Raw genomic sequence first — 20,151 nt, forward strand, 5'->3', positions numbered from 1 at the left:
GGCAAGTCATGAGGGGTCATCGATGACAGTCACCGCAGTCGAACATGTTGCCGACCAGCAGCGCCCCGATGCGGTCCACACGGCCATCGCCCGTTCCTTCCCCGAATGGCACGCGCTCGTGTCCAAGTCGTTCGTGCCGCTGCGCGTTCGCACGCACAACCCCGAGCACTTCAGCGGCCGGCTGCGGTCCCGCGTGCTCGATGAGCTCTCGATCGTCGAGGTGACGGCCAACGGCCATAGCGTGCACCGGACCCCGGCGCTGATCGCGGACACGGACCGCCGATACTTCAAGCTCAACCTGCAACTCTCCGGCACCGGCTTGCTCGTCCAGGACGATCGCGAGGCCGTGCTGCGCCCTGGCGACCTGGCCATCTACGACACGAACCGCCCCTACACGCTGGCCTTCGAGTCGGATGTGCGCATCCTGGTGCTCATGTTCCCGCACGACGTGCTGGACCTGTCGGCCGAGTCGGTGGCCCGGCTCACGGCCGTCCGCATGGCCGGCGACGCCGGCCTGGGCCTGATGATCAGCCCGTTCATGACCCAGCTGGCGAACAACATCGACGTGCTCTCGGGCCCCAGCGGTCACCGGCTGGCCCACAACGCCGTGGACCTGCTGGGCACCATGTTCGCCGCCGAACTGGACCGGCTGGGCGCCGAGAACCCGCATGCCGACCTGCTGGCCAGCATCCGCGGCTACATCGAAACGAACCTGGCCGATCCCGACCTCACCCCGGCCCGGGTCGCCGCCGCGCACTTCATCTCGACCCGTCACCTGCACAATGTGTTCCACGACGCCGGCACCACCGTGGCCAGCTGGATCCGCGCCCGCCGGCTCGAGAACTGCCGCCGCGACCTGCGCGACCCGCTGCTCGGCGCGCGGTCCGTGAGCGCCATCGCGGCCCGCTGGGGCTTCGTCGACGCGGCACACTTCAGCCGCATCTTCCGGGCCGCCTTCGGCGAACCGCCCAGCACCTACCGCCGCTGCACGCCCTGACAAGCACCGGGGCCGCAACCAACGCGCGCAAGGGAAGCGTGCAAGGGAAGCGTGCGCCGATAGACAAGCGCCCTGCCGTAAACAACAAGTCCGCCATTGTGACACCTGCCACACTGGCATTGTCTTTATTCTCCCGTTGGAGGTTTTAATGTCACTCGAAAACACCCGGCAGGCGCCCGCCGGAGCCGCAGGCAATGGCCTGAGCAAACGCACCCTGGGCGTTCCCGCCCTGGTGTTCATGATCATCGCCGCCTCCGCCCCGCTGACCGTCGTCGCCGGCGGCGTGACGAGCAACTTCGCCGTCACGGCAAACCTCGGCATCCCGCTGTCGTTCATCGTGCTCGGCGTGTTCCTGGCCCTGTTCGCCGTCGGCTACGCCGCCATGAGCTCACACATCCGCAACGCCGGCGCCTTCTACGCGTACATCGCCCAGGGCCTGGGCCGGGCGGCCGGCGTCGGCGCCTCGTGGGTGGCGCTGGTGTCCTACAACGCCATGCAGGTCGGCATCTACGGCATGTTCGGGTTCGCGGCGTCGTCGTTCGTGTCCGGCAAACTGGGCCTGGACGTGCCCTGGTGGGCGACGGCGCTGGTCGGCTTCGTCATCGTCGGCTGGCTCGGTGTGAACAAGGTGGACCTGTCGGCCAAGGTGATCGGCGTGCTGGTGGCGCTCGAATTCCTGGTCGTCATCATCTACGACGTGATCTCGTTCGCCGTCAGCCCGGAGGGCGTCAGCAGCGCCGGGCTGGCCCCGACCGACCTGTTCACGGCCGGCGTCGGCGCGGCGCTCGCCTTCAGCATGGCCGCGTTCATGGGCTTCGAGTCCGCCGCCATCTACAGCGAGGAGGCGAAGGACCCGAAGCGCTCGATCGCCCGCGCCACGTACATCGCCGTCGCCATCATCTCGCTGTTCTACGCCATCTCCGCCTGGGCCATGGTCGTCGGCACCGGCCCGTCCAAGGTCATCGGGGAGTCGCAGCAGCAGGGCCCGGATCTGGTGTTCAACCTGTTGTCGGCGCACGGGGCCGTCATCGTCTCCGACATCGCCCAGTTGCTGTTCATCACCAGTCTGCTGGCCGCGCTCATCGCCTTCCACAACGCCGTGGCCCGGTACGCGTTCTCGCTGGGCCGCGAGGGCGTGCTGCCGCGCGGGCTGGCCCGCGTCAACCGCCGGCACGCCCCCGTGGCCGGTTCGCTGGCCCAGTCCGCGGTGGCCTTGGTCATGCTGGCCGTGTTCGCCATCGCCGGCATCGGCTCCCCCATGGGCGCGCTGTACCCGGTGCTGACGTTCTTCACGTGGCTGACGAACACGGGCGCGTTCGGCCTGGTGCTGCTGCTGGTGCTCATCTCCGTGGCCGTGATCGGCTACTTCCGCAAGCACACCGGGGAGTACTCGGCCTGGACGCGGCTCATCGCCCCGGCGCTGGCGGCCGTGACGCTGGGCATCACGTTCGTGCTGATCGTCGTCAACTTCAACGTGCTGATCGGCTCCACCGGCTTCTCGCCGCTGTCGGTCATCCTGCCGGCCGTCGTGATCGTGCCGGGCATCGCCGGCGTGCTGTGGGGCCTGCGGCTGCGCTCGTCCCGCCCGGACGTATACCGCGGCATCGGCTTCGGCGGCGAGGATGCGGACGTGGAGGCCGTCTCCGCGGAACCGGTCCCCGACGCGGTCTGACCCTCCGCCCGTGTGAAGTAACGACTGAAGGTACGACGACGGTGGCTCACCTTGGCGGGTGGGTCACCGTCGTCGTCGTTCGGCACTGTCGTTAAGGTGCCATGGCGTCAAAGGCGATGGTGGGCAGGTCGACGATATGGGCGCCGCCGTCGGCGATGATCGTCGCCCCCGTGATGTAGGACGCCTCGTCGGAGGCGAGAAAGCGGACGATGGCGGCCATCTCGGCCGGCTCGGCGGCCCGGCGCAGTGGCACGTTCGCGGTCACCCGCGCGTAGGCCTCTTCCCGGCTTGAAACGGACGCGTGCCGGGCATATTCATCCATTTCCTCGTCCGCCATGGGTGTGCGCACCCATCCCGGGCACAGCGTGTTGACCCGGACGCCGTGCACACCGTAGTCACGGGCCAGCGACTTCGTCAGGCCGATGAGGGCGTGCTTGCCGACGGTGTAGCCGGCCACGTTCGGCCCGGCGAACACGCCCGCCAGGGACGAGATGACCACCACGGACCCCCGCCGTTCGACCAGCTGCCCGAGTGCCGCCCGGACGGTGGTGAACGCCGTCGTGAGGTTCACGTTGAGGCTGGCCTGCCAGGCGGCGTCGTCGGTGTCGGCCACCGAGGCGAATCCGTGCCCGCCGGCGTTGGCGACGACGATGTCCAGGCCGCCGAACTCGGCCACTGTTTCCGCAACGGCCGCGGCCGCCTGGCTCGAATCCGTCAGGTCCGCGACAACGGCTTTGGCACCGCACCGGGCGGCGACTTCCTGCAGTGGTTGCGGCCGGCGTCCGACCACCGCGACCCGGGCGCCTTCCGCGGCGAATCTCTCCGCGATGGCGGCGCCGATGCCGGTGCCGCCGCCCGATACGAGCGCGACCTTGCCCGTCAGTGATGATCCTCCAAGTGATGACATGGCTGCCTTCCTTACGCTGGGAACGACGACCGGCCGGGTGGCCGTGGTCGGAAACCGGGGCCGCCGACGCCTTCACTGATCGACAACTTCGCTGCCCTCGTAGACAAGCGCACCCCGGGTCCGCAACTTAGAATATGTGATACGAGTCACCGATTCGCCCGTTCCGCTGGAACGGAGCAATGGGCGCCGCAGGCTGGTCGCAGCGCCACCGAAAGACGGGAAAAGCATGAAAAAGTACCTGTTGCCGGTCGTGGCGGCCGCCGCCGCGGGCGTCATGGTCCTCAGCGGCTGCAGTTCGTCGGGCTCCGGCGGGGCCAATTCGCCGATCGTCGTCGGCTCGGTCAACGCGCTCAGCGGCGCCGGGACGTTCCCGGAGTCATCCCAGGCGGCGAAGGCCGTCTTCGACCAGGTCAATGCCAACGGCGGCATCAACGGCCACAAGATCGACTACAAGATCCTCGATGACAAGGGTGACCCCGCCACCGCGGCGGCGGCCGCGCGCGAAGTCGTCGGCAGCGACAAGGCCGTCGCCCTGGTGGGCAGCGCGAGCCTGATCAACTGCCAGATCAACGAGAAGTACTACGAGCAGCAGAAGATCCTCTCCATGGAGGGCATCGGCGTCGACGCGACATGCTTCAACAGCCCCAACATCGCCCCCGTGAACGTGGGTCCCTTCCACGACCTGACGTTGTCCCTGCTATACGGGTCGGAGGTGCTGCACCTGACCAACATCTGCGTGCTGTTGGAGGTGGCCGGCAACACCCTGCCCGCCTACCAGGCGGCCGTCAAGCAATGGTCGGACATCACCGGCAAGAACGTCATTTACACCGATAGCACCCTGCCGCCGGGCGCGTCCGACTACACCTCGTACATCGTCAAGGCCCACCAGGCCGGGTGCAAGGCGATCGCCATCAACCCGATCGAGCCTGACTCGATCGGCCAGATGAAGGCCGCGCAGGCGCAAGGGTGGAACGATGTGACCTGGTTGAACCTGACGAGCGTGTACAGCGACAACTACGCCAAGGCGGTCAGCGCCGCGGGCGCCGGCGTATACGTGCCGGCGGAGTTCTACCCGTTCACCGACGCCTCCAGCCCGCAGACCAAGGATTGGCGGGACCTGATGACGAAAAACAAGATCGCGCTGACGTCCTTCAGCCAGGGCGGCTACCTCGCGGCCACCTACTTCGTGCAGGTCCTCAAGGGCATCAAGGGTGACATCACGCGGGAGTCCGTCACGAAGGCGCTGCAGGACATGGCGCCCATCTCCAATCCGATGGTCGGCACCCCGTACGTCTTCGGCACCGCCAAGACGCACTCGGACAACATCGCCGGCTGGCCGGTCAAGCTGCTCAGCGGTACCAACAAGTGGGAACTCGCCGCCACGGACTGGCTGCGGATCCCCACCAAGTAGCCCGCCAGGATACGACGGCGGCGGGCCGGGCGGCAGGACGCCCGGCCCGCCGCCCACCAGGAAGGACGTTCGCCATGGATGCTCGAAAGGCGGCAGGACCGTGCTGCAAGGTGCGCTAGCGGGGCTGGCGGCAGGAGGGCTGTACGCAGTGCTCGCCGTCTGCCTGACACTCATGGCCCGCCTCGTGCGGGTGGTCAATTTCTCCCAAGCCGCCACCGGCATGTTCGGCGGCTTCGTCGCCGTGTGGCTCGTCAGCAACGCCGGGATGCCGGTGTGGTTGGCGACCGTCATCGGCATCCTCATCGGCGGCGCCCTCAGCGCGATCATCGGCTGGATCATCGCGACCTGGCTCGCGGAGGCCGACACCAGTACCCGTTCCGCCGTCACCGTCGGGCCGCTGCTGCTGCTGATCTCGCTGTCGTTCATCCTGTTCGGCAACAAGCCCCAACCGTTCCGGCCGATCCTGGCCGGACCCGCCTTCAGCGTCGGCGGGGTGGTCGTGAGCCAGGTGACCGTGGTGACGGTGGTATTGGCCATCGTGGTCGCCGTCGGGTGCCGGATCATCCTCGCCAAGACGTCGGCCGGAACACAATTGCGGGCACTTTCCGAACGACCGACCACGGCCGAACTGCTGGGCATCCCCGCCAAGCTGCTCAGTGTCGGGGTCTGGACCGTGACCGGGATGATCAGCGCCCTCGTCGTCTCGATCGTCGCCCCGTCCCAATCCAACGACGCGACCTCGCTGGCCATGCTGATCGTCCCCGCGGCGGCGGCGGCCCTGCTGGGCGGGTTCCGCCGACTGGACCTGGCCGTCGTCGGAGGCCTCGCCCTCGGAATCCTGCAGGGCCTGGTCGCCCAGATCGACCAGATCTCCTTCGTCCGCAATTTCGTGCCGTTCCTGTTCATTGTCGGGTTCCTGCTCTGGCTCCAACGCAAGGAGGTGTGGGATGCTTCGCGCTAGGAATACCGCCCTCCGGGCGGCCGGCGTCCCGCTGATCGTGGCCATCGTGGCCGTTGCCGTCGGCTACGGGCTCAGCGTGGTCCTGTCCGACTACCTTGTCTTCCTCGGCACCACAGCCATCGTGGCCGCCATCGCCATTCTCGGCCTGGGCGTGGTGACGGGGAGCGCGGGAATGATCTCGTTGTGCCAGTTGACCTTCGCCGCCATCGGCGCCTGGGTCGTCGCCTGGCTGAACACGATTGACGCCCCCGGCGGTTTCATCCTGTGGCTGGTCCTCGGCGCGCTGGCCGCGGGCGTCGTCGGCATCCTGGTCGGGCTGCCGGCGCTGCGGTTGCGCGGGGTGAACCTGGCCGTCGTGACGCTGGGTTTCGCCGCCGCGGCGGACGTGACGCTTGTCCAGATCCAGTTTCCCGGTGCGACGGCGGGCGTGTCGGTGCTGCGCCCGGACCTGTTCAGCGACGACAGGTCGTATTTCCTGCTCGCCGTCCTCGCAATGGCCATCTGCGCCGTCATCATCCACTTCGTGCAGCACAGCCGGTTGGGCAGCAGCTGGAAATCCGTGGCCTTCTCAGAACGCGGTACAGCCTCGGTGGGCGCCAGCGTCAGCAGCTCCAAGCTCACCGCCTTCGCCATCAGCGCCGCGTTGGGCGGGGTCAGCGGCGGCTTGGTGGTCGGCCAGGTCGGGCTGGCCTTCCCATCCAGCTTCTCCCCGATCCAGTCGCTGGCCCTCTATGTCCTGTCCATCATGTCCGGCGCACACCTGGTTGACATGGCCATCTTCGGCGGCATCCTCTGGGTGGTGGTCCCCGAATTGCTCAAGCGGTGGGGGGTGCCGCAGGACTGGGCATTCGTGATCTTCGGCGCCCTGGGCGTCCAGGCCCTGACCAGCGGCAGCAACCTCGGCACGGGCATCCGCAACGTGTGGTGGAAGCGCCAGCTCCAGCGTGCGGGCCGGACCGTGAACACCCTGGGCGAGGGCGTGGAGGCGGCCGGGGCCGCCGCACCGCAGCCGCCCGCCCCCGTCTCGACGGGCGCTCCCGTCCTGGTCGTGGAGGATCTCTCGGTGGCGTTCGGCAACATCAAGGCATTGAAGAACGTCAGCCTGACCGTCCCGGAACACTCGATCATGGGCCTGATCGGGCCGAACGGTGCGGGCAAGTCCACGCTCGTCGACGCCATCAGCGGGTTCCTGCCCCAACACACGGGCGCCATCAGCCTCGGCGGAAAACCCCTCCACGGACTGTCCCCGACGCGCCGCGCCCGTCTCGGGCTGCGCCGCACCTTCCAGCAGGACCGGGTCCCCCCGGGCCTGACCATCGGGGCCTACATGCGCTTCGTCGCCCGGCGACGGACCACGCCGTCCGAGGTCGAGGACCTGCTGCAATTCATGGGCTGCCCGCCGTCCTCGAGCCGGCTGGCCGCCGTCGACGTCGGCACGCGCCGCCTCGTGGAGGTCGCGGCGAACATCCTCTCCAAACCGCGGGTCCTACTGCTCGACGAGCCGGCCGCCGGCCTCTCGCACGAGGAACACGTCGACCTCGGCCGGCGCCTGCTGCAGGTCCCGGAGCGCTACGGCGTCTCGGTGCTCCTGATCGAGCACGACCTCGACATGGTGCGCAGCGTTTGCTCGACCCTGACGGTGCTGGACTTCGGCGAGGTCCTTGACCAGGGTCCGCAGGACGAGGTCCTGGCCAACCCCGCCGTCATCAAGGCCTACATGGGCGAAACGGAGATGCTGTGAGCACCCTCAAACTTGACAACGTCACCGTCAGCCGCGGTGCCGGCCCGGTGATCCGCGACGTCAGCCTGCGCGTGGATTCCGGCAGCATCACGGCGCTGGTGGGGCCCAACGGCGCCGGGAAGACGAGCCTGCTGGAATCGATCTCCGGGGTCATCGACCCCAGTTCCGGAGACATCAGGCTCGACGACGAGCCGCTGGGCAAGCTGTCCCGGGTCAAACGCGCGAGGCGGGGGCTGGTGCACATCGAACAGGGCCGGGCCGTGTTCCCGTCGCTGACGGTCGAGGAGAACATCCGGTTGACGGCACGCACCCAGGCCGGGGTGGATGAGGCGTTCGACCGGTTTCCGGAGCTGGCGAAACGACGGGGCAACGCCTCGGGCCTGCTCTCCGGCGGCGAGCAGCAGATGGTCGTGCTGGCGCGGGCGTTCGCGTCCCGCCCGCGGTTCCTGCTCATCGACGAGATGTCCCTCGGACTGGCCCCCGTGGTCTTCATGCGGTTGCTGCCGATGATCGAACAGATCAGCAAGGACGGCGTCGGCGTGCTGCTGGTCGAACAATTCACCCACCTCGCCCTCGGCGTGGCCGATACCGCCGTCGTGGCGGCCAGCGGCAGGGTGACGTACCAGGGCGACGCCGCAACGTTGAAGAACTCACCGGAACTCCTGCACCGCGCCTATCTCGGCGGCGCGCCGTAGCCTCCAGGTAGCCGGGCCTCCAGGCAGCCGGGCATCGAGGTAACCGGCGCGGCGTCAGGCGTCGCGCAGGAACACGCGGGACCCGGCGAACCAGGTCTCGAGCACCCGGGTGCGGGCCAGCGTGTTTTCGTCGCGTGCGAACGGGTCGCTGTCCAGGATCACGAAGTCGGCCGATTTCCCGGGCGTGAGGGACCCGCCCGCGTCGCGCTCCACCATCGCCGGACCGCGGAAGCCGGCCACGTCGTCGTTCCCGACGGCGAGCAGGCGGCCTGCTGAGGCGGCGAGCGCGCTGGCCCACGGCACGGCCGGATCGACGGTGTAGATGCGGGCGTTGCGGATGATCAGTTCGGCGGTAGCGGTCATGGTTGCTCCTTGCAGGGTCCGGCTACAGCGCCGGATCGTACCCCTCGGGGTGCACGGTCGTGGAGATCAGCCGGCCGTACGCGCCGAACGTGAAGAACGTGGGCACGGTGCCGGTCTCGTCGAGCCCGAACAGGGAGCCGTGCGAGCGGATGCTCCGCACGTCGCGGTGGTCGGCGATGGTCACCGACGCGCACGGGATGACCTTCTCCCGCCAGGCGAACACGTAGATGCCGGGACGGATCTCGTAGACGGAGTTCTCGTCGGTGTCGGCCAGTCCCTTCTCGGGGCCGGCCAGGCACTGCCACGTGTACCACTGGGGGCTCAGGTAGATGTGCTCGTACGCGTGCTGCGGGCTGTACACCCACATGACCCGGCGGCCGATGAGCGCGCGCGTCGGCGCCGGGGCGCTGCCGGTCGGCTCACTGCCCGCGATGACGCCCGCCTCGAAGTGCTGCTTGACGCGCGTGCCGTGCGCATCCGGTTCGCCGATCGCCGTGACCACCGACAGCGCCCGGCCGGTCCGGAGGTCAAGCACCAGGCTGACAGCGTCCAGGGGACGCGCCTGTGTGTGGAACTGCACCAGGTAGAGGCCATCGTCGACGACAAACGCCTCATAGGCGTCATCCCCGCGCTCGTCCCCGTGCGGGTCCCCTTCGGCGGCGTCATAATCCCACCGCACACGATCGTCGGTGAAGACGTGCTCGATCACGGAACCGTTCGAGTTCGTCACCGTGACAGTGCGGCCGGACAGGTCCGTCGAGTGTGGCGCCTTGTTGGCGTCGAACCCGGGCGCGAGCCCGTCCAGCGGCAGCCAGGTCGAGGTGTCGGACAAGGTCATGTCATTCTCTGTCATCGGTACTCCATTGTGGTTGTGTTGCGTGGTGTCCGCGAAACGGCGGCCGGTCATCAGGCCGACGCCGTCGGCGCCGTCCCCATGACCGTAAGCCGCATCATCTCCTCCAGCATGGTCTCGGTGAAGTCGCGCTGCATGTCGCGGTACGCGGGGTCGCCGGCGACGTTGTGGAGCTCTTGGGGGTCCACGGTGTGGTCGTAGAGTTCGACCATGTCCGTGCCGAAATAGCGGGTCAGCCGGCCCGTGCGGGTCACCACGGACCGCATGCGCACGGGCGCCGGGAGCCCCGGCATGCCGAACGGCTGGTCCTCCTCGATGACCAGGGCCTCCCGCACCTGGCCTTGACGGCCCTCAAGCACGGAGACGAGTGACCTGCCCTGGATGCCGCGGTACGGGTCCGTGCCGGTCAGTTCGAGCAGGGTCGGCGCAAGGTCCGCGGTGCTGACCAGGGCGTCCGTGGTGCCGTGCCCGGCCCCGGGCAGCTTCACGGTCAGGGGAACGTTGGTGAGGGCCCGGTAGTGGCTGAAGTGCTTGAGCATGAGCCCGTGGTCGCCGAGCAGGTCGCCGTGGTCGGACGTGAACACCACGATCGTGTCCTCATCGAGCCCCTGCCGCGCCAGGGCGTCCAGGACCCGCCCGATCTGCTCGTCCATGAGCGTGATCAGCCCGTATTGGGCGGCCGCGGCGTGCCGGTACTGGTCTTCGGTCACGGCCCACGTCATGGTGGGGTCCGTCCCCGGTTCGCCGCGCTCGGCGATGAGTGCCTGGATGTGTTTGGGCGACCGGCCATGGTCCTGGTCGAAGCCGGCCGGCAGCGGGATGTCCGCGGGATCGTACAGGTCGGCGAATCCGGCCGGCGGGGAGAACGGGTGGTGCGGGTCGGGGAAGGAGACGAACAGGAAGAACGGCTCGTCGGCCGCGGCGAACCCGTTGATCCGCTCCACCGCCTTGTCGCCGATGTAGGCGCTCGGGTGCGCGTGCGCCGGGATGGCGGTCTCGTAGACCTGCTCCCATCCCGGGTAGGCGGAGGTGGCGTTCTCCACGCCGCCGAGCAGGCGCGGGTCGTGGCCGCGTTCGACCGCCCAGTGCAGGTAATGCCCGCCGGGGCTGTCGCCGTGACCGACGACCAGGTCCACCTCCTGGTACCCGTAGTAGTCCGTGGGCAGGTGGATGAACCCGGCGTCATGCCCTGCCCGGTCTTCCCACTTGTCCCAGCCCGGTTCCCGCTCGCGGGTGACGGCGTCACGCAGGCCGGCCCGCAGCAGCAGGGGGTCGCTGGCGTTGATTTCGGCCAGCTGGTCGGCCTCGAACGGCCACCCCATGTTCTGGTGGTGCAGCTTCCCGACGGCGGCCGTCCGGTAGCCGCCCAGCGCCATGTTGCGCACCATGGTGGAGGCATCCGGGTCCATGGTGATCCCGTTGCACCGTGTTCCATGCGCGGAGGGCCAGCGCCCGGTCATCAGGCTGGCCCGGTTCGGCATGCACGTCGGGTTGGTGACGGTGGCCTCCGTGAACACGACGCTTTGGGCGGCCAGCGCGTCGAGGTTGGGCGTTCGCACCACCTCGTTGCCGGCGAATCCCAGGTGATCGGCACGCAGCTGGTCGGCGATGATGACCAGGACGTTGGGCCGTTTTCCGGAGGGGTTTGCGACGGTCACGCCGGCCTCTTGATCAAGGACAGCACGTCGGTGCGCAGCGCGGCGAACTCGGGCAGCGAGCGCGTGGTGATCTGGTCGCGCGGCGACGGCAGGTCGACGTCGATGGTGGTCAGCACGCGGGCCGGCTTGGACCCCAGCACGACGACGCGGTCGGAGAGGTATACGGCCTCGTCGATGTCGTGCGTGACGACCAGGACCGTCATGTTGAAGTCCTTGCGGATCTTCAGGCACAGGTCTTCCAGGTCGAAGCGGGTTTGCGCGTCGACCGAGGCGAACGGCTCGTCCATGACGAGGATCTCCGGCCGGTAGGCCAGCGCCCGGGCGATGGCCACACGCTGCTGCATGCCGCCGGAGAGCTGCCACGGGTACTGGTGCTCGGCGTGTTCAAGGCCGACGGCGGCAAGCGCATCGTTGCAGCGCTCCCGCGTCTCGGCGGCCGGCAGCCTCAGGTGCCGCAGCGGCAGCATGAGGTTCTTGCGGACCGTCAGCCACGGCATGAGGGACCGGTTGTAGTCCTGGAAGACAAGCGCCATCTCCGGCGGCGGCCCGTCGATGACGCGCCCGTCGATGGCGGCGGTGCCGCTGCTGGCCGGCTGGAGCCCGGCCAGGCACTTGAGCAGGGTGGTCTTGCCGACGCCGGACGGGCCGACGATGCAGACGACCTCGCCGGTCTCGACCGTGAAGGTCAGGTCCTCGATGATGACCTTGGCCTTCGCGCCGGCGCCGTACGACTTGGCCAGCGACCTCACGTCCAGGCGCGACGGGGCCGCCTTGCCGGCGACTGCTTCATTGGTCATGGTGGTTCCTCGGTCGGATGACGGTTTGGTGCGGCGGGTGGGTACTGTTGGTGATTGCATTATTGGGCCCTTGCGAGTCGTCGGGAGCCGATGTACCAGGCCAGCAGCCTGCGCCGGCCGAGTTCAAAGAGCATGTTGGCGATGAAGCCGATGACGCCCAGCAGGATGATGCCGGACCACATGTCGGCGATCATGAAGCTTTGTTGGGCGAGCAGGGTCATGGCGCCGATGCCCTGCGAGGGGCCGAGCATCTCGCTGGCGATCATGACCACGAACGCCGTTTGCAGGCTGACCTGCAGGCCGGAGGCGATGTGCGGCCCGGCCGCGGGCAGGAACACCCGGATGATCTTCTCCCCCGTGCTCAGGCGGTACACCGCGCTGACGTCCTTGAGTGTGGAATCCACGCCCCGGAGCCCGTCAACGGTCGCGATCAGCGTGGGGAACACGGCCGCCAGCGTGATGCTGGCGATGCGCATCTCGATCCCGAAGCCGATCAGGGACACGAAGATGGGCACGAGCGCGACCGGCGGGATGCTGCGGAAGAAGTGGATGACCGGGTCGACGTAGCCGCCCACCTTGGGCAGCATGGCCAGCACGAAGCCGAGCCCGACGCCGATGACGGCGGCCAGCGCGAAGCCGATCACCAGGTTCAGCAGGCTGACCAGGATGTCGGAGCTGAAGTGGGCGAACAACCACAGCTCCTGGAACCGTTCCAGGATGTAGGACAGCGGCGGGAAGAACGTGTTGGTCGAGCCGGCGGAGGCGACGAACCAGGCCGCGAGGAGCACGACCGGCGTGCCGACGCCAAGGAGCACGTACAGTGTCTTGCGCATGGTCAGACCGCCGCCTCTCGGTAGGAGGGATGCCAGTGCAGCAGGCGCCGTTCGCCCGCCCGGGCCAGGCCGATGAAGATCAGGCCCAGGATGCCCAACACCAGCACCTGGCCGTACAGCGACGGGTAGTTCCCGGACGATTGGGCCAGGTACAGGCCCTGGCCCAGTCCGGGGCCGCCGCCGAGCAGGCCGGCGACGACGGTGACGATCAAGGCCACGGGGGCGGCCACGCGCATGGCCGTGCCGATGAACGGCATCGCGCTGGGCAGGACGACGCGGAACAGGATCTCGGTCCGGCCCATTCCGTAGGAGCGGGCCGTGTCCCGGGCGACAGGGTCGGTGTCGTGGACGCCCGCGATGGTCTGCGTGATGATCGGCAGCAGGCAGCCGATGAAGACGAGGAGCCAGGACATCCGGGCCGTCGGGCCCAGGATGAGCACCAGCAGCGGCAGGATGACGATCGGCGGGATCGGCTTGAGGAATTCCAGCAGCGCCAGCGTGGCGTACCGGACGGCCGGGGAGCTGCCGATCACGATGCCGGCCAGGATGCCGGCGGCCGCGGATCCGAGAAGTCCCAGCAGGGCGACGCCCACGGTCTCCCCCACCGCGGACCAGAAGGATGCGCCGGAGGCGTCGGCGGCCAACGCCGACAGCGTGGCGACCGGCGAGGGGAAGGCGTCGCCGGCCAGGTGCGCGCTGGAGACAAGCTGCCAGAGCACGAGGGCACCGAGGACGCCGATCGCGCCCCTGGTTAGTTGGGCTGGCTTCATGGGGTTTTCCTGGACACTTTCATTATCGGGTGGGCCGTGGTCAGGGGACTCGGTCCGGCTACTTGAACAGGACGCCGTCGAGGTTCACCGGGGCACTGAGGTACCCCAGCTGGACCAGTTGCGTGTTGACCCGCTGGATGTCCACGATGTCGACGGACGTGGGCCAGTACGTGTGCGCGCCGTTCTGGATGATTGACAGCGGGACCTTGGTGAGGTCGGCGCCGACCTGCTGGCATTCGGCCAGGTGTGTATTGCAATAGGCGTTGGCCTTGTAGATGCCGCGTTGGAAGGCCTGCAGCGCGGCCGGCTCCTTCGTCGTCGTGCTTGCGCCGGCGACGTACAGTCCCACCGCACCCTCCTTGAAGAAGGCGACGCCGGGCGAGGACAGCCGCACGTCCCCGGCCGCCTCGGCCTTCCCCGTGAACGGGGCGACGAGGCCGGCGGCGTCCACACGGCCGGAGTTGAGCGACTGGAGCGCGGAGGAGAAGTCCAGCACCATCCACTTCACGGTGGACGGGTCGCCGCCGGCGTCCTTGATGACCTTGGAGATCGTGACCTCCAGCTGCGCCTTGCGGGCGGGGATGGCCACGGTCTTGCCGGCCAGGTCCTTGGGACTGGTGATGCTGCTGCCCTTGGCGACGAACAACCCGGTGTCGTCGACCTGCGCCAGGTTGGCCGGCTGCTTCGCGGAGGCCTCGTAGCCGTCGGCCGCCGAGACGATCTTCAACGGCACATGCTGGTTGAGCGCGTTCAGCAACGGGATCGACGGCGAGTAGGCCAGGTCCAGCTGCCCGCTCTGGGCGGCGGCGATGCCGGCGGGCGGGTTGGCGATGGTCGAGACCTCGATGTTGAGTTTTTCGTCCTTGAAGAAGCCCTTGTCGATGCCGATTTTCAGCGCGGCGTCGGAACTGAGCCCGATGGTGCCGACCTTGAGGGTGGTGACACCGCTGGCGTTGGCGCCGGATCCGGTGGTGTTGCCGCTGCAGCCGGCGATGGCCAGGACGAGGAGTCCGGCCAGGGCGAGGGGTGCGCGTGTTTTCATGATGTCTCCTGGTTTTGGTGGCTGGGGTTGGCGAGGCGGTCGTGGACCGGATGGCCGGCCACGAGGGTGAGGACGATGTCGCGGCCGGCCAGGTCCTCGATGGCGGCGTCGTCCGGCCACGGGCCGTCGAGGACGCAGAGGTCGGCGGCCATCCCGGGACGCAGCGCGCCCTTGAATGACTCCGCGTGGTCCTGCCAGGCCGGCAGCGAGGTCATCGCGGCCAGCGCCTGCAGGGAGGTGATGCGTTCCGGATCGGCGTCGGTCCCGGGGTGCGCGGGTGTTCCGCGGCGCACGGCCGCGATGACGGTCTGCCGCCAGTCCGTGGACGTCACGGGCGAATCGGACGCGATGTTCAACGAAACTCCGGCGGCCAGGGCGGTGTTGAGGGGCTGGTGGGCTTCGAAGCGTTCGGCGCCGAGAACGTCCCGCATGAGGTCCCCGGCACTGGCCCGGATCAACGGGTTGGTGCTGTAGCCGATGCCGTGCGCGGCCATGCTGGACAACGTCGCGTTGTCGCTGAAGGCCCCGTGGATGATGTAGTGCCGCGGCCCGGCCCCGTCGGGGAGCCCGGCCAGGATGCGGACGGCCGTCTCGGTGGCGGCGTCGCCGGTCGCGTGGATGCCGGCCTGCAGCCCGGCTTGATGCACCAGGGTGAGGATCCGTTCGAATTCGGCGACACGTTCGTCGTCGTTGGCGCCGGCGACGACCAGATGGCCGTGCGTGCATGCCGCGCCGTACGGCTCATGCATCCACGCCGTCCCGCTGCGCGGGATGCCGTCGGCGAAGATCTTGACGCCGGCCACGCGCAGCCGCCGGGGGTCGATCCCGCGCCGGGTGTAGGCCCCGGCCAGGCCGGAGCCGAGGCCGCCGGCCACGGCATCCGCGCTGACGCCGCCGGTGCCGGCGAACAGCATGAGCACGCTCACGCGCAGCGTCAGCTCACCGGCGGCCGCCATGTCACCGAGCAGGTCCAGCGCCGCGGTGGTCCCGCTGCCGTCCAGCAGTCCGGGGCTGCCCGGACCCAGGCCCGGCTCGGTGAGGGAGGTGATGCCCTGCGCGTGCAACACGGCCTGGGTTTGCAGCAGGGCGTCGCGGAGTTGGTCGCCCGGCACGGGGGGCAGGCAGGCGTTGAGCAGGGCCATGGCGCCATCCTGCAGCAGTCCGGTGGGCGCTCTGCCGGCGGTCCGTTCGATGACACCGCCGGTCGGGTCGGGCGTCCCGGCGTCGATGCCGGCTTGGCGCAATGCGGGCGCGTTGGCGATGAGCCCGTGCCCGGTCTGGTCGTAGGCCACCACGGGGACGTCCGTGCGGGCGGCGGTGACGGCCGCCGGGCCGCCCGGGCCGAGGACGGCCTCGTCCCAGCCGTGTGCCCGGACCCAGCCGTCCGCGCCGACGGGCGCCTCGGCGAGGATGCGGGCCACCTGGTCCCAGGTCGCGGCCCGGTCCCGGCCGATGCGCAGGTGGCCGAACGAGCACATGGCCGTGCCGACAAGGTGCAGGTGGGCGTCGTTGATGCCCGGCAGGATGGCGCCGCCGGCCACGTCCACGACCCGCGTGCCCGGCCCGGCCAGCCCGCGCAACCCGTCGTCGCCGATGGCGAGGATGCGGCCGTCGGCAAGGGCGATGGCGGTGGCCGCGGAAGCGGCGGACACGTCCGGTCCGGGCAGCGAACCGTCCAGCACGGTTCCCCCGTACAGGATCAAGTCCGGTGCGCTCGCCTGCGGTGAATCCACTGCCCCTACCTCTCCACGCCCTTGTGATCCGGCTAACATGGCAAGAGTATGTCAGATGACTTGGTCATTTGACTAGGTTTGGGCGTAAAGTTTTTGGATACGCTCGTTCGGACGGGCGCGCACTGCCCGTCGACGACAGGAGAAAACACCATGGCGCGAATTTCCGCGGAGGACCGACGGGCCGAGTTTGTCCGCTCTGCAGCTCGTGTCATCGCCGCCCAAGGGGTGGCGGCCGCCACCACGCGGCGCATCGCCGAGGAGGCCAATGCGCCGCTCGCGTCGCTGCACTACTGCTTCCGGAACAAGGACGAGCTGCTGCAGGAGGTGTACCACTACCTCAGCCGAGACTACGCAACAGCCCTGCCGCCGGTGCCGGCCTCGACGGCCGGGCTGGCCCATGTCATGGAAGCGCACGCCCTGCGGATCTGGGACCGCATGGTCAAGAACCCGCACGAGCAGGTCACCACCATTGAGCTGCTGTTGCGCCGCTTCCGGGTCGACGACGCCGGCCAGCCGCAGGCCCTCGCAATGAACCAGTCCATGTACGACGGCTGGATCAACTCGACCATGGCCCTTTTCACCGACGCCGCCATGGCCGCAGGCGAGCCGGTGCCGGCCAACCTGGAGCAGGTGACGCGCATGTTCATCGCGGGCATCGACGGCATCAGCATGCAACACCTGGCCGACCCCGATGCGGGGCGCTCACGGGGTCTTGTCACGCTGCTGGCGCGCAGTCTCGCCGCGGTGCTGGCCTACTAGCGCAGGGACCGCCGGCACGGCAGACTCGGCACATGAGCATCCGCATCCAATGCCTGGTCATCGACTGTGCCAACCCCGCCGAGCTGGCCAGGTTCTGGCGCGATGCGCTCGCGTGGCGCATCACGGAGGAATCGGCCGACGAGGTCGCCCTGGAGCCGTCGGCGGGGAGCCCCGGGGAGGGCGTGTCCCCGGACCTGCTGTTCCTGCGCGTGCCGGAGGAGAAACGGGTCAAGAACCGGCTGCACCTGGACCTGCGCCCCGACGACCAGGCCGCCGAGGCGCAGCGGCTGGAGGGCCTCGGCGCGACGCGCATGGACATCGGCCAGGGCGACGTCTCCTGGATCGTCATGGCCGACCCGGAAGGCAACGAGTTCTGCCTCCTGCGCGAGCTCACCGGGTGAGGGACACCGCTTGAAAGTTACGGCCCCGGCTTGACGCCCACGACCGGTTCGGGGACCATGCGCAGGCTCGGCAGGCCCCTGCGCCGGATCATCCCTTCGACGACGACGAGGTTTGGCAGCCAGGCGAGGAACGGCAGGGCCGCGTAGGCGTTGTTGAAAACGGGCTGGAATTCAAAGGGCCGGGTGGCGAAGGGGATCTGCACCGAGATGAGCACGCCAAGCCAGAGCCGCAACGTCACCGCCGCGTAGGTGAGCGCAAAGGTCCGCATCATCCATGCCTGGTGACTGCGAACGTCGCCGGCCCGGATGGCGCGGTAGGCTCGCCACGCCGCGCATTCCCACAGGACCGCGAGGGTGCCGAAGCCGAAGAACCCCACCATGCCGGCCGAGTTAAAGAATGACATGACGAATGCGGCCACACCGCCGACCCCAACGCACACCAGGTAGACGCGGCCGTTGGCACGATGGAACCGCCGGAACCGCCGTCGAATGCGCGCCGAGAACTGCCACGGTCCGAGCGCGAGAGCCGCGCCGGCGAACAGGATGTGGCAGTAGAACGCCACCTGCACGGCGGCCGGCGCGCTGGCATAGTGCGGTGCCAGACCCACCTTCTCCACGGAAAGCCGTTGCAACGGCCCGGTCAGGTACTGCCCAACGAAGAAGCCGGCAATGGACAGGGACGAGTACACGATCCACGCCCAACTCAACCGCCGTCCCAGCGGGTGGTTCACGGGATCGGCGGCGGGACTCGAGATCTCCGAAGATTCCATTGCGCTCCCCTGTGCCGGGCCGTCGGCCGGAGATTACTGCCAACACGGTACACCGCGCGGCGCCCGGCGGCGGGGAACGGGACCAATTCACGGCAAGTCCCCAGCATCCGCCCGGGTTGTCGCACCGCGGCCCAATGGCAATGCCGTTCAATCAAAGCGCGACGGCGCGCCGCCGGCACCCAGCCGACAGCACGCCGTCGTTCGTCGTGGCTTTTGCGTCTACTTCTCGCGGGTGAGGAACTCGCGGACGCGGGCACGGACCGGCTCGCGGTCGTAGCTGTTCACGAGCGCTCCGGCCATGCGGACCGGGTCGCCGAAGAAGAAGTACTCGTACAGCGCCTGGCGGCCGGAGAATCCGGTGATCGAGGCGTCGTAGGCGAGCTTGAACAGCCGGATGCGCTCCGGGCCGGTCAGTGACTTGCCCTGCAGGTACTTTTCGATGTCCTCGCCGGCAACCTCGAGGTCGGCCTGGCCGGGCAGCGCCATCAGGCCGGACGCGCAGAACTTGCGGATGATCTCCGGGAAGCGCTGGCTGGCCTTCGGGTACCAGTTGCGGGCCGCGTTCAGCGTCTCCCAGTGCGGCAGGAACACGCCTTCCTCGTTCAGCTCGCCCTGCGCCTCGGCGGCGATGATGAGCGCCTTGCCGATCTCGACGTTGCGGATCAGCTCGGCCAGGTCCTCCTGGATGTGCGCGAAGCCGTCGATGCCGATGGCGCCGGCGATCTCCGAGGCCAGGCCCAGGTAGAACTCGCTCTTGGCGACCGTGCGGGTGACGACCTGATGGGTCATCAGCGCGCCCGCGCCGGTCTCCTGGTACCAGGCGTTGCACAGGTCCGGGCGGCCGAGCATGAAGATGCGCTCGTTGGGGATGAACACGTCGTCGAAGACGACGACGGCGTCGATCTCGTCGTAGCGGCCGGCAAGCGGCTCGTCGTGCTTGTTGCCGCCGTTGTGCAGGCCGGTGCGGCACAGGTAGCGCAGGCCGGGGGCGTCGTTGGGGACGGCGAACGCGTACGAGTACGGGGCGTCCTCCGGCGTGCCGCGCAACACCGTGGACGGGAACACGAGCAGCTCGTCGGCGATCGGGGCGATCGTGGCCAGCATGCGGGCGCCTCGGATGACGATGCCGTCCTCACGCTCCTCGACGACGCGCGCCGAGAGCTGCCCGCCGAGCTGCTCGGAGCCGGAGACCGAGCGGTTGGCCTGCGGCGGGATCAGCGTGTGCGTGGCCAGCAGGTCGTTCTCGCGGGCCATCTCGTAGTACGCCTCGATGCGCTCGCCGAAGATCGGATCGGCCTTTTCGAAGAACTTCTTCGCCGTGGAGAGCGCCGTCAACGCGGAGTTCATGTAGTCGCCCGTGCGGCCCAGGAAGCCGTTGGAGTACTCGGCCCACGTGGAGATGGCCGCGCGGCGCTTCTTGAGGTCCTCGACCGAGCGGGGCACCAGGAACGAGGCGTTGACCGGGTCCCCGGTGGTCGGGGACGTGTACGTCAGCGCATCCTGGTACTGGGGGTCGTGCTGCATGTCGAACAGCTGCGCGTAGGTCTTGGCCAGCTCCGTGAACGCGGGGTGCTCGGTGAGGTTCTCGGAGACGACCTCGCCGTTGATGACCAGGTGCGGGCGCATCGAGTTCAGTTTGTCGAGGAACTGCGCTCCGGTACGGATACCCATGGTTGTTGCTCCAGTCTTCCGGGTGGGATTTTGTGGTCAGTCATGGTGTCGCTGGTGCGGCGCCGGTGTCGGCGTGAAAATGGTGGGGTGCGCGCCTGTGACGTCGTTTTCTCCTTG

General features: G+C 68.7%; 19 protein-coding genes. 8 read left to right on the forward strand and 11 right to left on the reverse strand.

The annotated features are described in order from the left end of the window. Nucleotides 1-22: 22 nt before the first annotated feature. Together EJC77_RS15525 and EJC77_RS15530 are read left to right on the forward strand one after the other, a co-directional pair. Nucleotides 23-997 (forward strand): AraC-like ligand-binding domain-containing protein, encoded by a 975-nt coding sequence (locus EJC77_RS15525; protein ID WP_125614569.1) that lies wholly within the window; start codon nucleotides 23-25, stop codon nucleotides 995-997. A 148-nt stretch (nucleotides 998-1,145) separates the two neighbouring features. Next, a complete protein-coding gene (locus tag EJC77_RS15530; protein WP_125614572.1) occupies nucleotides 1,146-2,669 on the forward strand; it encodes an APC family permease in 1,524 nt (507 codons plus the stop codon). Nucleotides 2,670-2,760: 91 nt separating this feature from the next. Here EJC77_RS15530 and EJC77_RS15535 read toward each other — a convergent pair whose 3' ends face one another. Continuing rightward, on the reverse strand, nucleotides 2,761-3,576 hold the full coding sequence (locus tag EJC77_RS15535; protein WP_125614575.1) for an SDR family NAD(P)-dependent oxidoreductase: 816 nt from the start codon (nucleotides 3,574-3,576) through the stop codon (nucleotides 2,761-2,763). Between the two features lie 226 nt (nucleotides 3,577-3,802). On the opposite strand from EJC77_RS15535, the gene EJC77_RS15540 reads away from it, so the two are divergent. The 4 genes from EJC77_RS15540 (at nucleotide 3,803) to EJC77_RS15555 (ending at nucleotide 8,384) form a co-directional block, all read left to right on the forward strand. Next, a complete protein-coding gene (locus EJC77_RS15540) occupies nucleotides 3,803-4,987 on the forward strand; it encodes an ABC transporter substrate-binding protein (protein ID WP_125614577.1) in 1,185 nt (394 codons plus the stop codon). A 100-nt stretch (nucleotides 4,988-5,087) separates the two neighbouring features. Beyond that, nucleotides 5,088-5,948: a branched-chain amino acid ABC transporter permease gene (locus tag EJC77_RS15545; RefSeq protein ID WP_125614580.1), complete on the forward strand. Its 861-nt coding sequence runs from the start codon at nucleotides 5,088-5,090 to the stop codon at nucleotides 5,946-5,948. Further along, complete coding sequence (locus tag EJC77_RS15550) at nucleotides 5,935-7,689, forward strand: branched-chain amino acid ABC transporter ATP-binding protein/permease (protein ID WP_125614583.1); 1,755 nt, start codon at nucleotides 5,935-5,937, stop codon at nucleotides 7,687-7,689. Before EJC77_RS15545 ends, EJC77_RS15550 begins: the two co-directional genes overlap by 14 nt. Continuing rightward, nucleotides 7,686-8,384, forward strand: coding sequence for an ABC transporter ATP-binding protein (locus tag EJC77_RS15555; protein WP_125614586.1), 699 nt, complete (start codon nucleotides 7,686-7,688; stop codon nucleotides 8,382-8,384). Before EJC77_RS15550 ends, EJC77_RS15555 begins: the two co-directional genes overlap by 4 nt. A gap of 54 nt (nucleotides 8,385-8,438) precedes the next feature. Here EJC77_RS15555 and EJC77_RS15560 read toward each other — a convergent pair whose 3' ends face one another. Genes EJC77_RS15560 through EJC77_RS15595 form a run of 8 tightly spaced genes read right to left on the reverse strand, consistent with a single transcriptional unit; the run spans nucleotide 8,439 to nucleotide 16,433 of the window. After that, the gene (locus EJC77_RS15560; RefSeq protein WP_125614589.1) at nucleotides 8,439-8,747 is read right to left on the reverse strand and encodes an amidohydrolase family protein; all 309 of its coding nucleotides are present in this window, start codon (nucleotides 8,745-8,747) and stop codon (nucleotides 8,439-8,441) included. Nucleotides 8,748-8,769: 22 nt separating this feature from the next. Next, nucleotides 8,770-9,600, reverse strand: a complete 831-nt coding sequence (locus EJC77_RS15565) for a molybdenum cofactor biosynthesis F family protein (RefSeq protein ID WP_125614592.1) — start codon at nucleotides 9,598-9,600, stop codon at nucleotides 8,770-8,772. Between the two features lie 53 nt (nucleotides 9,601-9,653). Beyond that, the gene (locus EJC77_RS15570) at nucleotides 9,654-11,258 is read right to left on the reverse strand and encodes a sulfatase-like hydrolase/transferase (RefSeq protein WP_125614595.1); all 1,605 of its coding nucleotides are present in this window, start codon (nucleotides 11,256-11,258) and stop codon (nucleotides 9,654-9,656) included. Further along, a complete protein-coding gene (locus EJC77_RS15575) occupies nucleotides 11,255-12,055 on the reverse strand; it encodes an ABC transporter ATP-binding protein (protein WP_125614598.1) in 801 nt (266 codons plus the stop codon). Before EJC77_RS15575 ends, EJC77_RS15570 begins: the two co-directional genes overlap by 4 nt. A gap of 59 nt (nucleotides 12,056-12,114) precedes the next feature. Continuing rightward, complete coding sequence (locus EJC77_RS15580) at nucleotides 12,115-12,888, reverse strand: ABC transporter permease (protein ID WP_125614601.1); 774 nt, start codon at nucleotides 12,886-12,888, stop codon at nucleotides 12,115-12,117. 2 nt (nucleotides 12,889-12,890) lie between these two features. Beyond that, nucleotides 12,891-13,658 (reverse strand): ABC transporter permease, encoded by a 768-nt coding sequence (locus tag EJC77_RS15585; protein WP_125614604.1) that lies wholly within the window; start codon nucleotides 13,656-13,658, stop codon nucleotides 12,891-12,893. 58 nt (nucleotides 13,659-13,716) lie between these two features. Next, nucleotides 13,717-14,700, reverse strand: coding sequence for an ABC transporter substrate-binding protein (locus EJC77_RS15590; protein ID WP_125614606.1), 984 nt, complete (start codon nucleotides 14,698-14,700; stop codon nucleotides 13,717-13,719). After that, nucleotides 14,697-16,433: an amidohydrolase gene (locus tag EJC77_RS15595; RefSeq protein ID WP_240630292.1), complete on the reverse strand. Its 1,737-nt coding sequence runs from the start codon at nucleotides 16,431-16,433 to the stop codon at nucleotides 14,697-14,699. The genes EJC77_RS15590 and EJC77_RS15595 overlap by 4 nt, the downstream gene beginning before the upstream one ends. Before the next feature lie 150 nt (nucleotides 16,434-16,583). On the opposite strand from EJC77_RS15595, the gene EJC77_RS15600 reads away from it, so the two are divergent. Further along, complete coding sequence (locus EJC77_RS15600) at nucleotides 16,584-17,192, forward strand: TetR/AcrR family transcriptional regulator (protein WP_125614612.1); 609 nt, start codon at nucleotides 16,584-16,586, stop codon at nucleotides 17,190-17,192. A gap of 32 nt (nucleotides 17,193-17,224) precedes the next feature. Further along, a complete protein-coding gene (locus tag EJC77_RS15605) occupies nucleotides 17,225-17,593 on the forward strand; it encodes a VOC family protein (RefSeq protein WP_125614615.1) in 369 nt (122 codons plus the stop codon). A 17-nt stretch (nucleotides 17,594-17,610) separates the two neighbouring features. On the opposite strand, the gene EJC77_RS15610 is transcribed toward EJC77_RS15605, so the two are convergent. Together EJC77_RS15610 and hpaB are read right to left on the reverse strand one after the other, a co-directional pair. Beyond that, on the reverse strand, nucleotides 17,611-18,363 hold the full coding sequence (locus EJC77_RS15610) for a DUF2306 domain-containing protein (RefSeq protein WP_125614618.1): 753 nt from the start codon (nucleotides 18,361-18,363) through the stop codon (nucleotides 17,611-17,613). Nucleotides 18,364-18,582: 219 nt separating this feature from the next. Further along, complete coding sequence (hpaB, locus tag EJC77_RS15615; RefSeq protein WP_125614621.1) at nucleotides 18,583-20,034, reverse strand: 4-hydroxyphenylacetate 3-monooxygenase, oxygenase component; 1,452 nt, start codon at nucleotides 20,032-20,034, stop codon at nucleotides 18,583-18,585. Nucleotides 20,035-20,151: the final 117 nt, after the last annotated feature.

This window comes from Specibacter cremeus, assembly GCF_003946885.1.
Taxonomy (GTDB): Bacteria; Actinomycetota; Actinomycetes; order Actinomycetales; family Micrococcaceae; genus Specibacter; species Specibacter cremeus.

What these genes read in the sequence shown, in the direction of transcription:
- EJC77_RS15525 (WP_125614569.1), top strand. Translation starts at nt 23, where the DNA reads ATGACAGTCACCGCAGTCGAACATGTTGCCGACCAGCAGCGCCCCGAT.
- EJC77_RS15530 (WP_125614572.1), top strand. Translation starts at nt 1,146, where the DNA reads ATGTCACTCGAAAACACCCGGCAGGCGCCCGCCGGAGCCGCAGGCAAT.
- EJC77_RS15535 (WP_125614575.1), bottom strand. Translation starts at nt 3,576, where the DNA reads ATGTCATCACTTGGAGGATCATCACTGACGGGCAAGGTCGCGCTCGTA.
- EJC77_RS15540 (WP_125614577.1), top strand. Translation starts at nt 3,803, where the DNA reads ATGAAAAAGTACCTGTTGCCGGTCGTGGCGGCCGCCGCCGCGGGCGTC.
- EJC77_RS15550 (WP_125614583.1), top strand. Translation starts at nt 5,935, where the DNA reads ATGCTTCGCGCTAGGAATACCGCCCTCCGGGCGGCCGGCGTCCCGCTG.
- EJC77_RS15560 (WP_125614589.1), bottom strand. Translation starts at nt 8,747, where the DNA reads ATGACCGCTACCGCCGAACTGATCATCCGCAACGCCCGCATCTACACC.
- EJC77_RS15565 (WP_125614592.1), bottom strand. Translation starts at nt 9,600, where the DNA reads ATGACAGAGAATGACATGACCTTGTCCGACACCTCGACCTGGCTGCCG.
- EJC77_RS15575 (WP_125614598.1), bottom strand. Translation starts at nt 12,055, where the DNA reads ATGACCAATGAAGCAGTCGCCGGCAAGGCGGCCCCGTCGCGCCTGGAC.
- EJC77_RS15580 (WP_125614601.1), bottom strand. Translation starts at nt 12,888, where the DNA reads ATGCGCAAGACACTGTACGTGCTCCTTGGCGTCGGCACGCCGGTCGTG.
- EJC77_RS15585 (WP_125614604.1), bottom strand. Translation starts at nt 13,658, where the DNA reads ATGAAGCCAGCCCAACTAACCAGGGGCGCGATCGGCGTCCTCGGTGCC.
- EJC77_RS15590 (WP_125614606.1), bottom strand. Translation starts at nt 14,700, where the DNA reads ATGAAAACACGCGCACCCCTCGCCCTGGCCGGACTCCTCGTCCTGGCC.
- EJC77_RS15600 (WP_125614612.1), top strand. Translation starts at nt 16,584, where the DNA reads ATGGCGCGAATTTCCGCGGAGGACCGACGGGCCGAGTTTGTCCGCTCT.
- EJC77_RS15605 (WP_125614615.1), top strand. Translation starts at nt 17,225, where the DNA reads ATGAGCATCCGCATCCAATGCCTGGTCATCGACTGTGCCAACCCCGCC.
- EJC77_RS15610 (WP_125614618.1), bottom strand. Translation starts at nt 18,363, where the DNA reads ATGGAATCTTCGGAGATCTCGAGTCCCGCCGCCGATCCCGTGAACCAC.
- hpaB (WP_125614621.1), bottom strand. Translation starts at nt 20,034, where the DNA reads ATGGGTATCCGTACCGGAGCGCAGTTCCTCGACAAACTGAACTCGATG.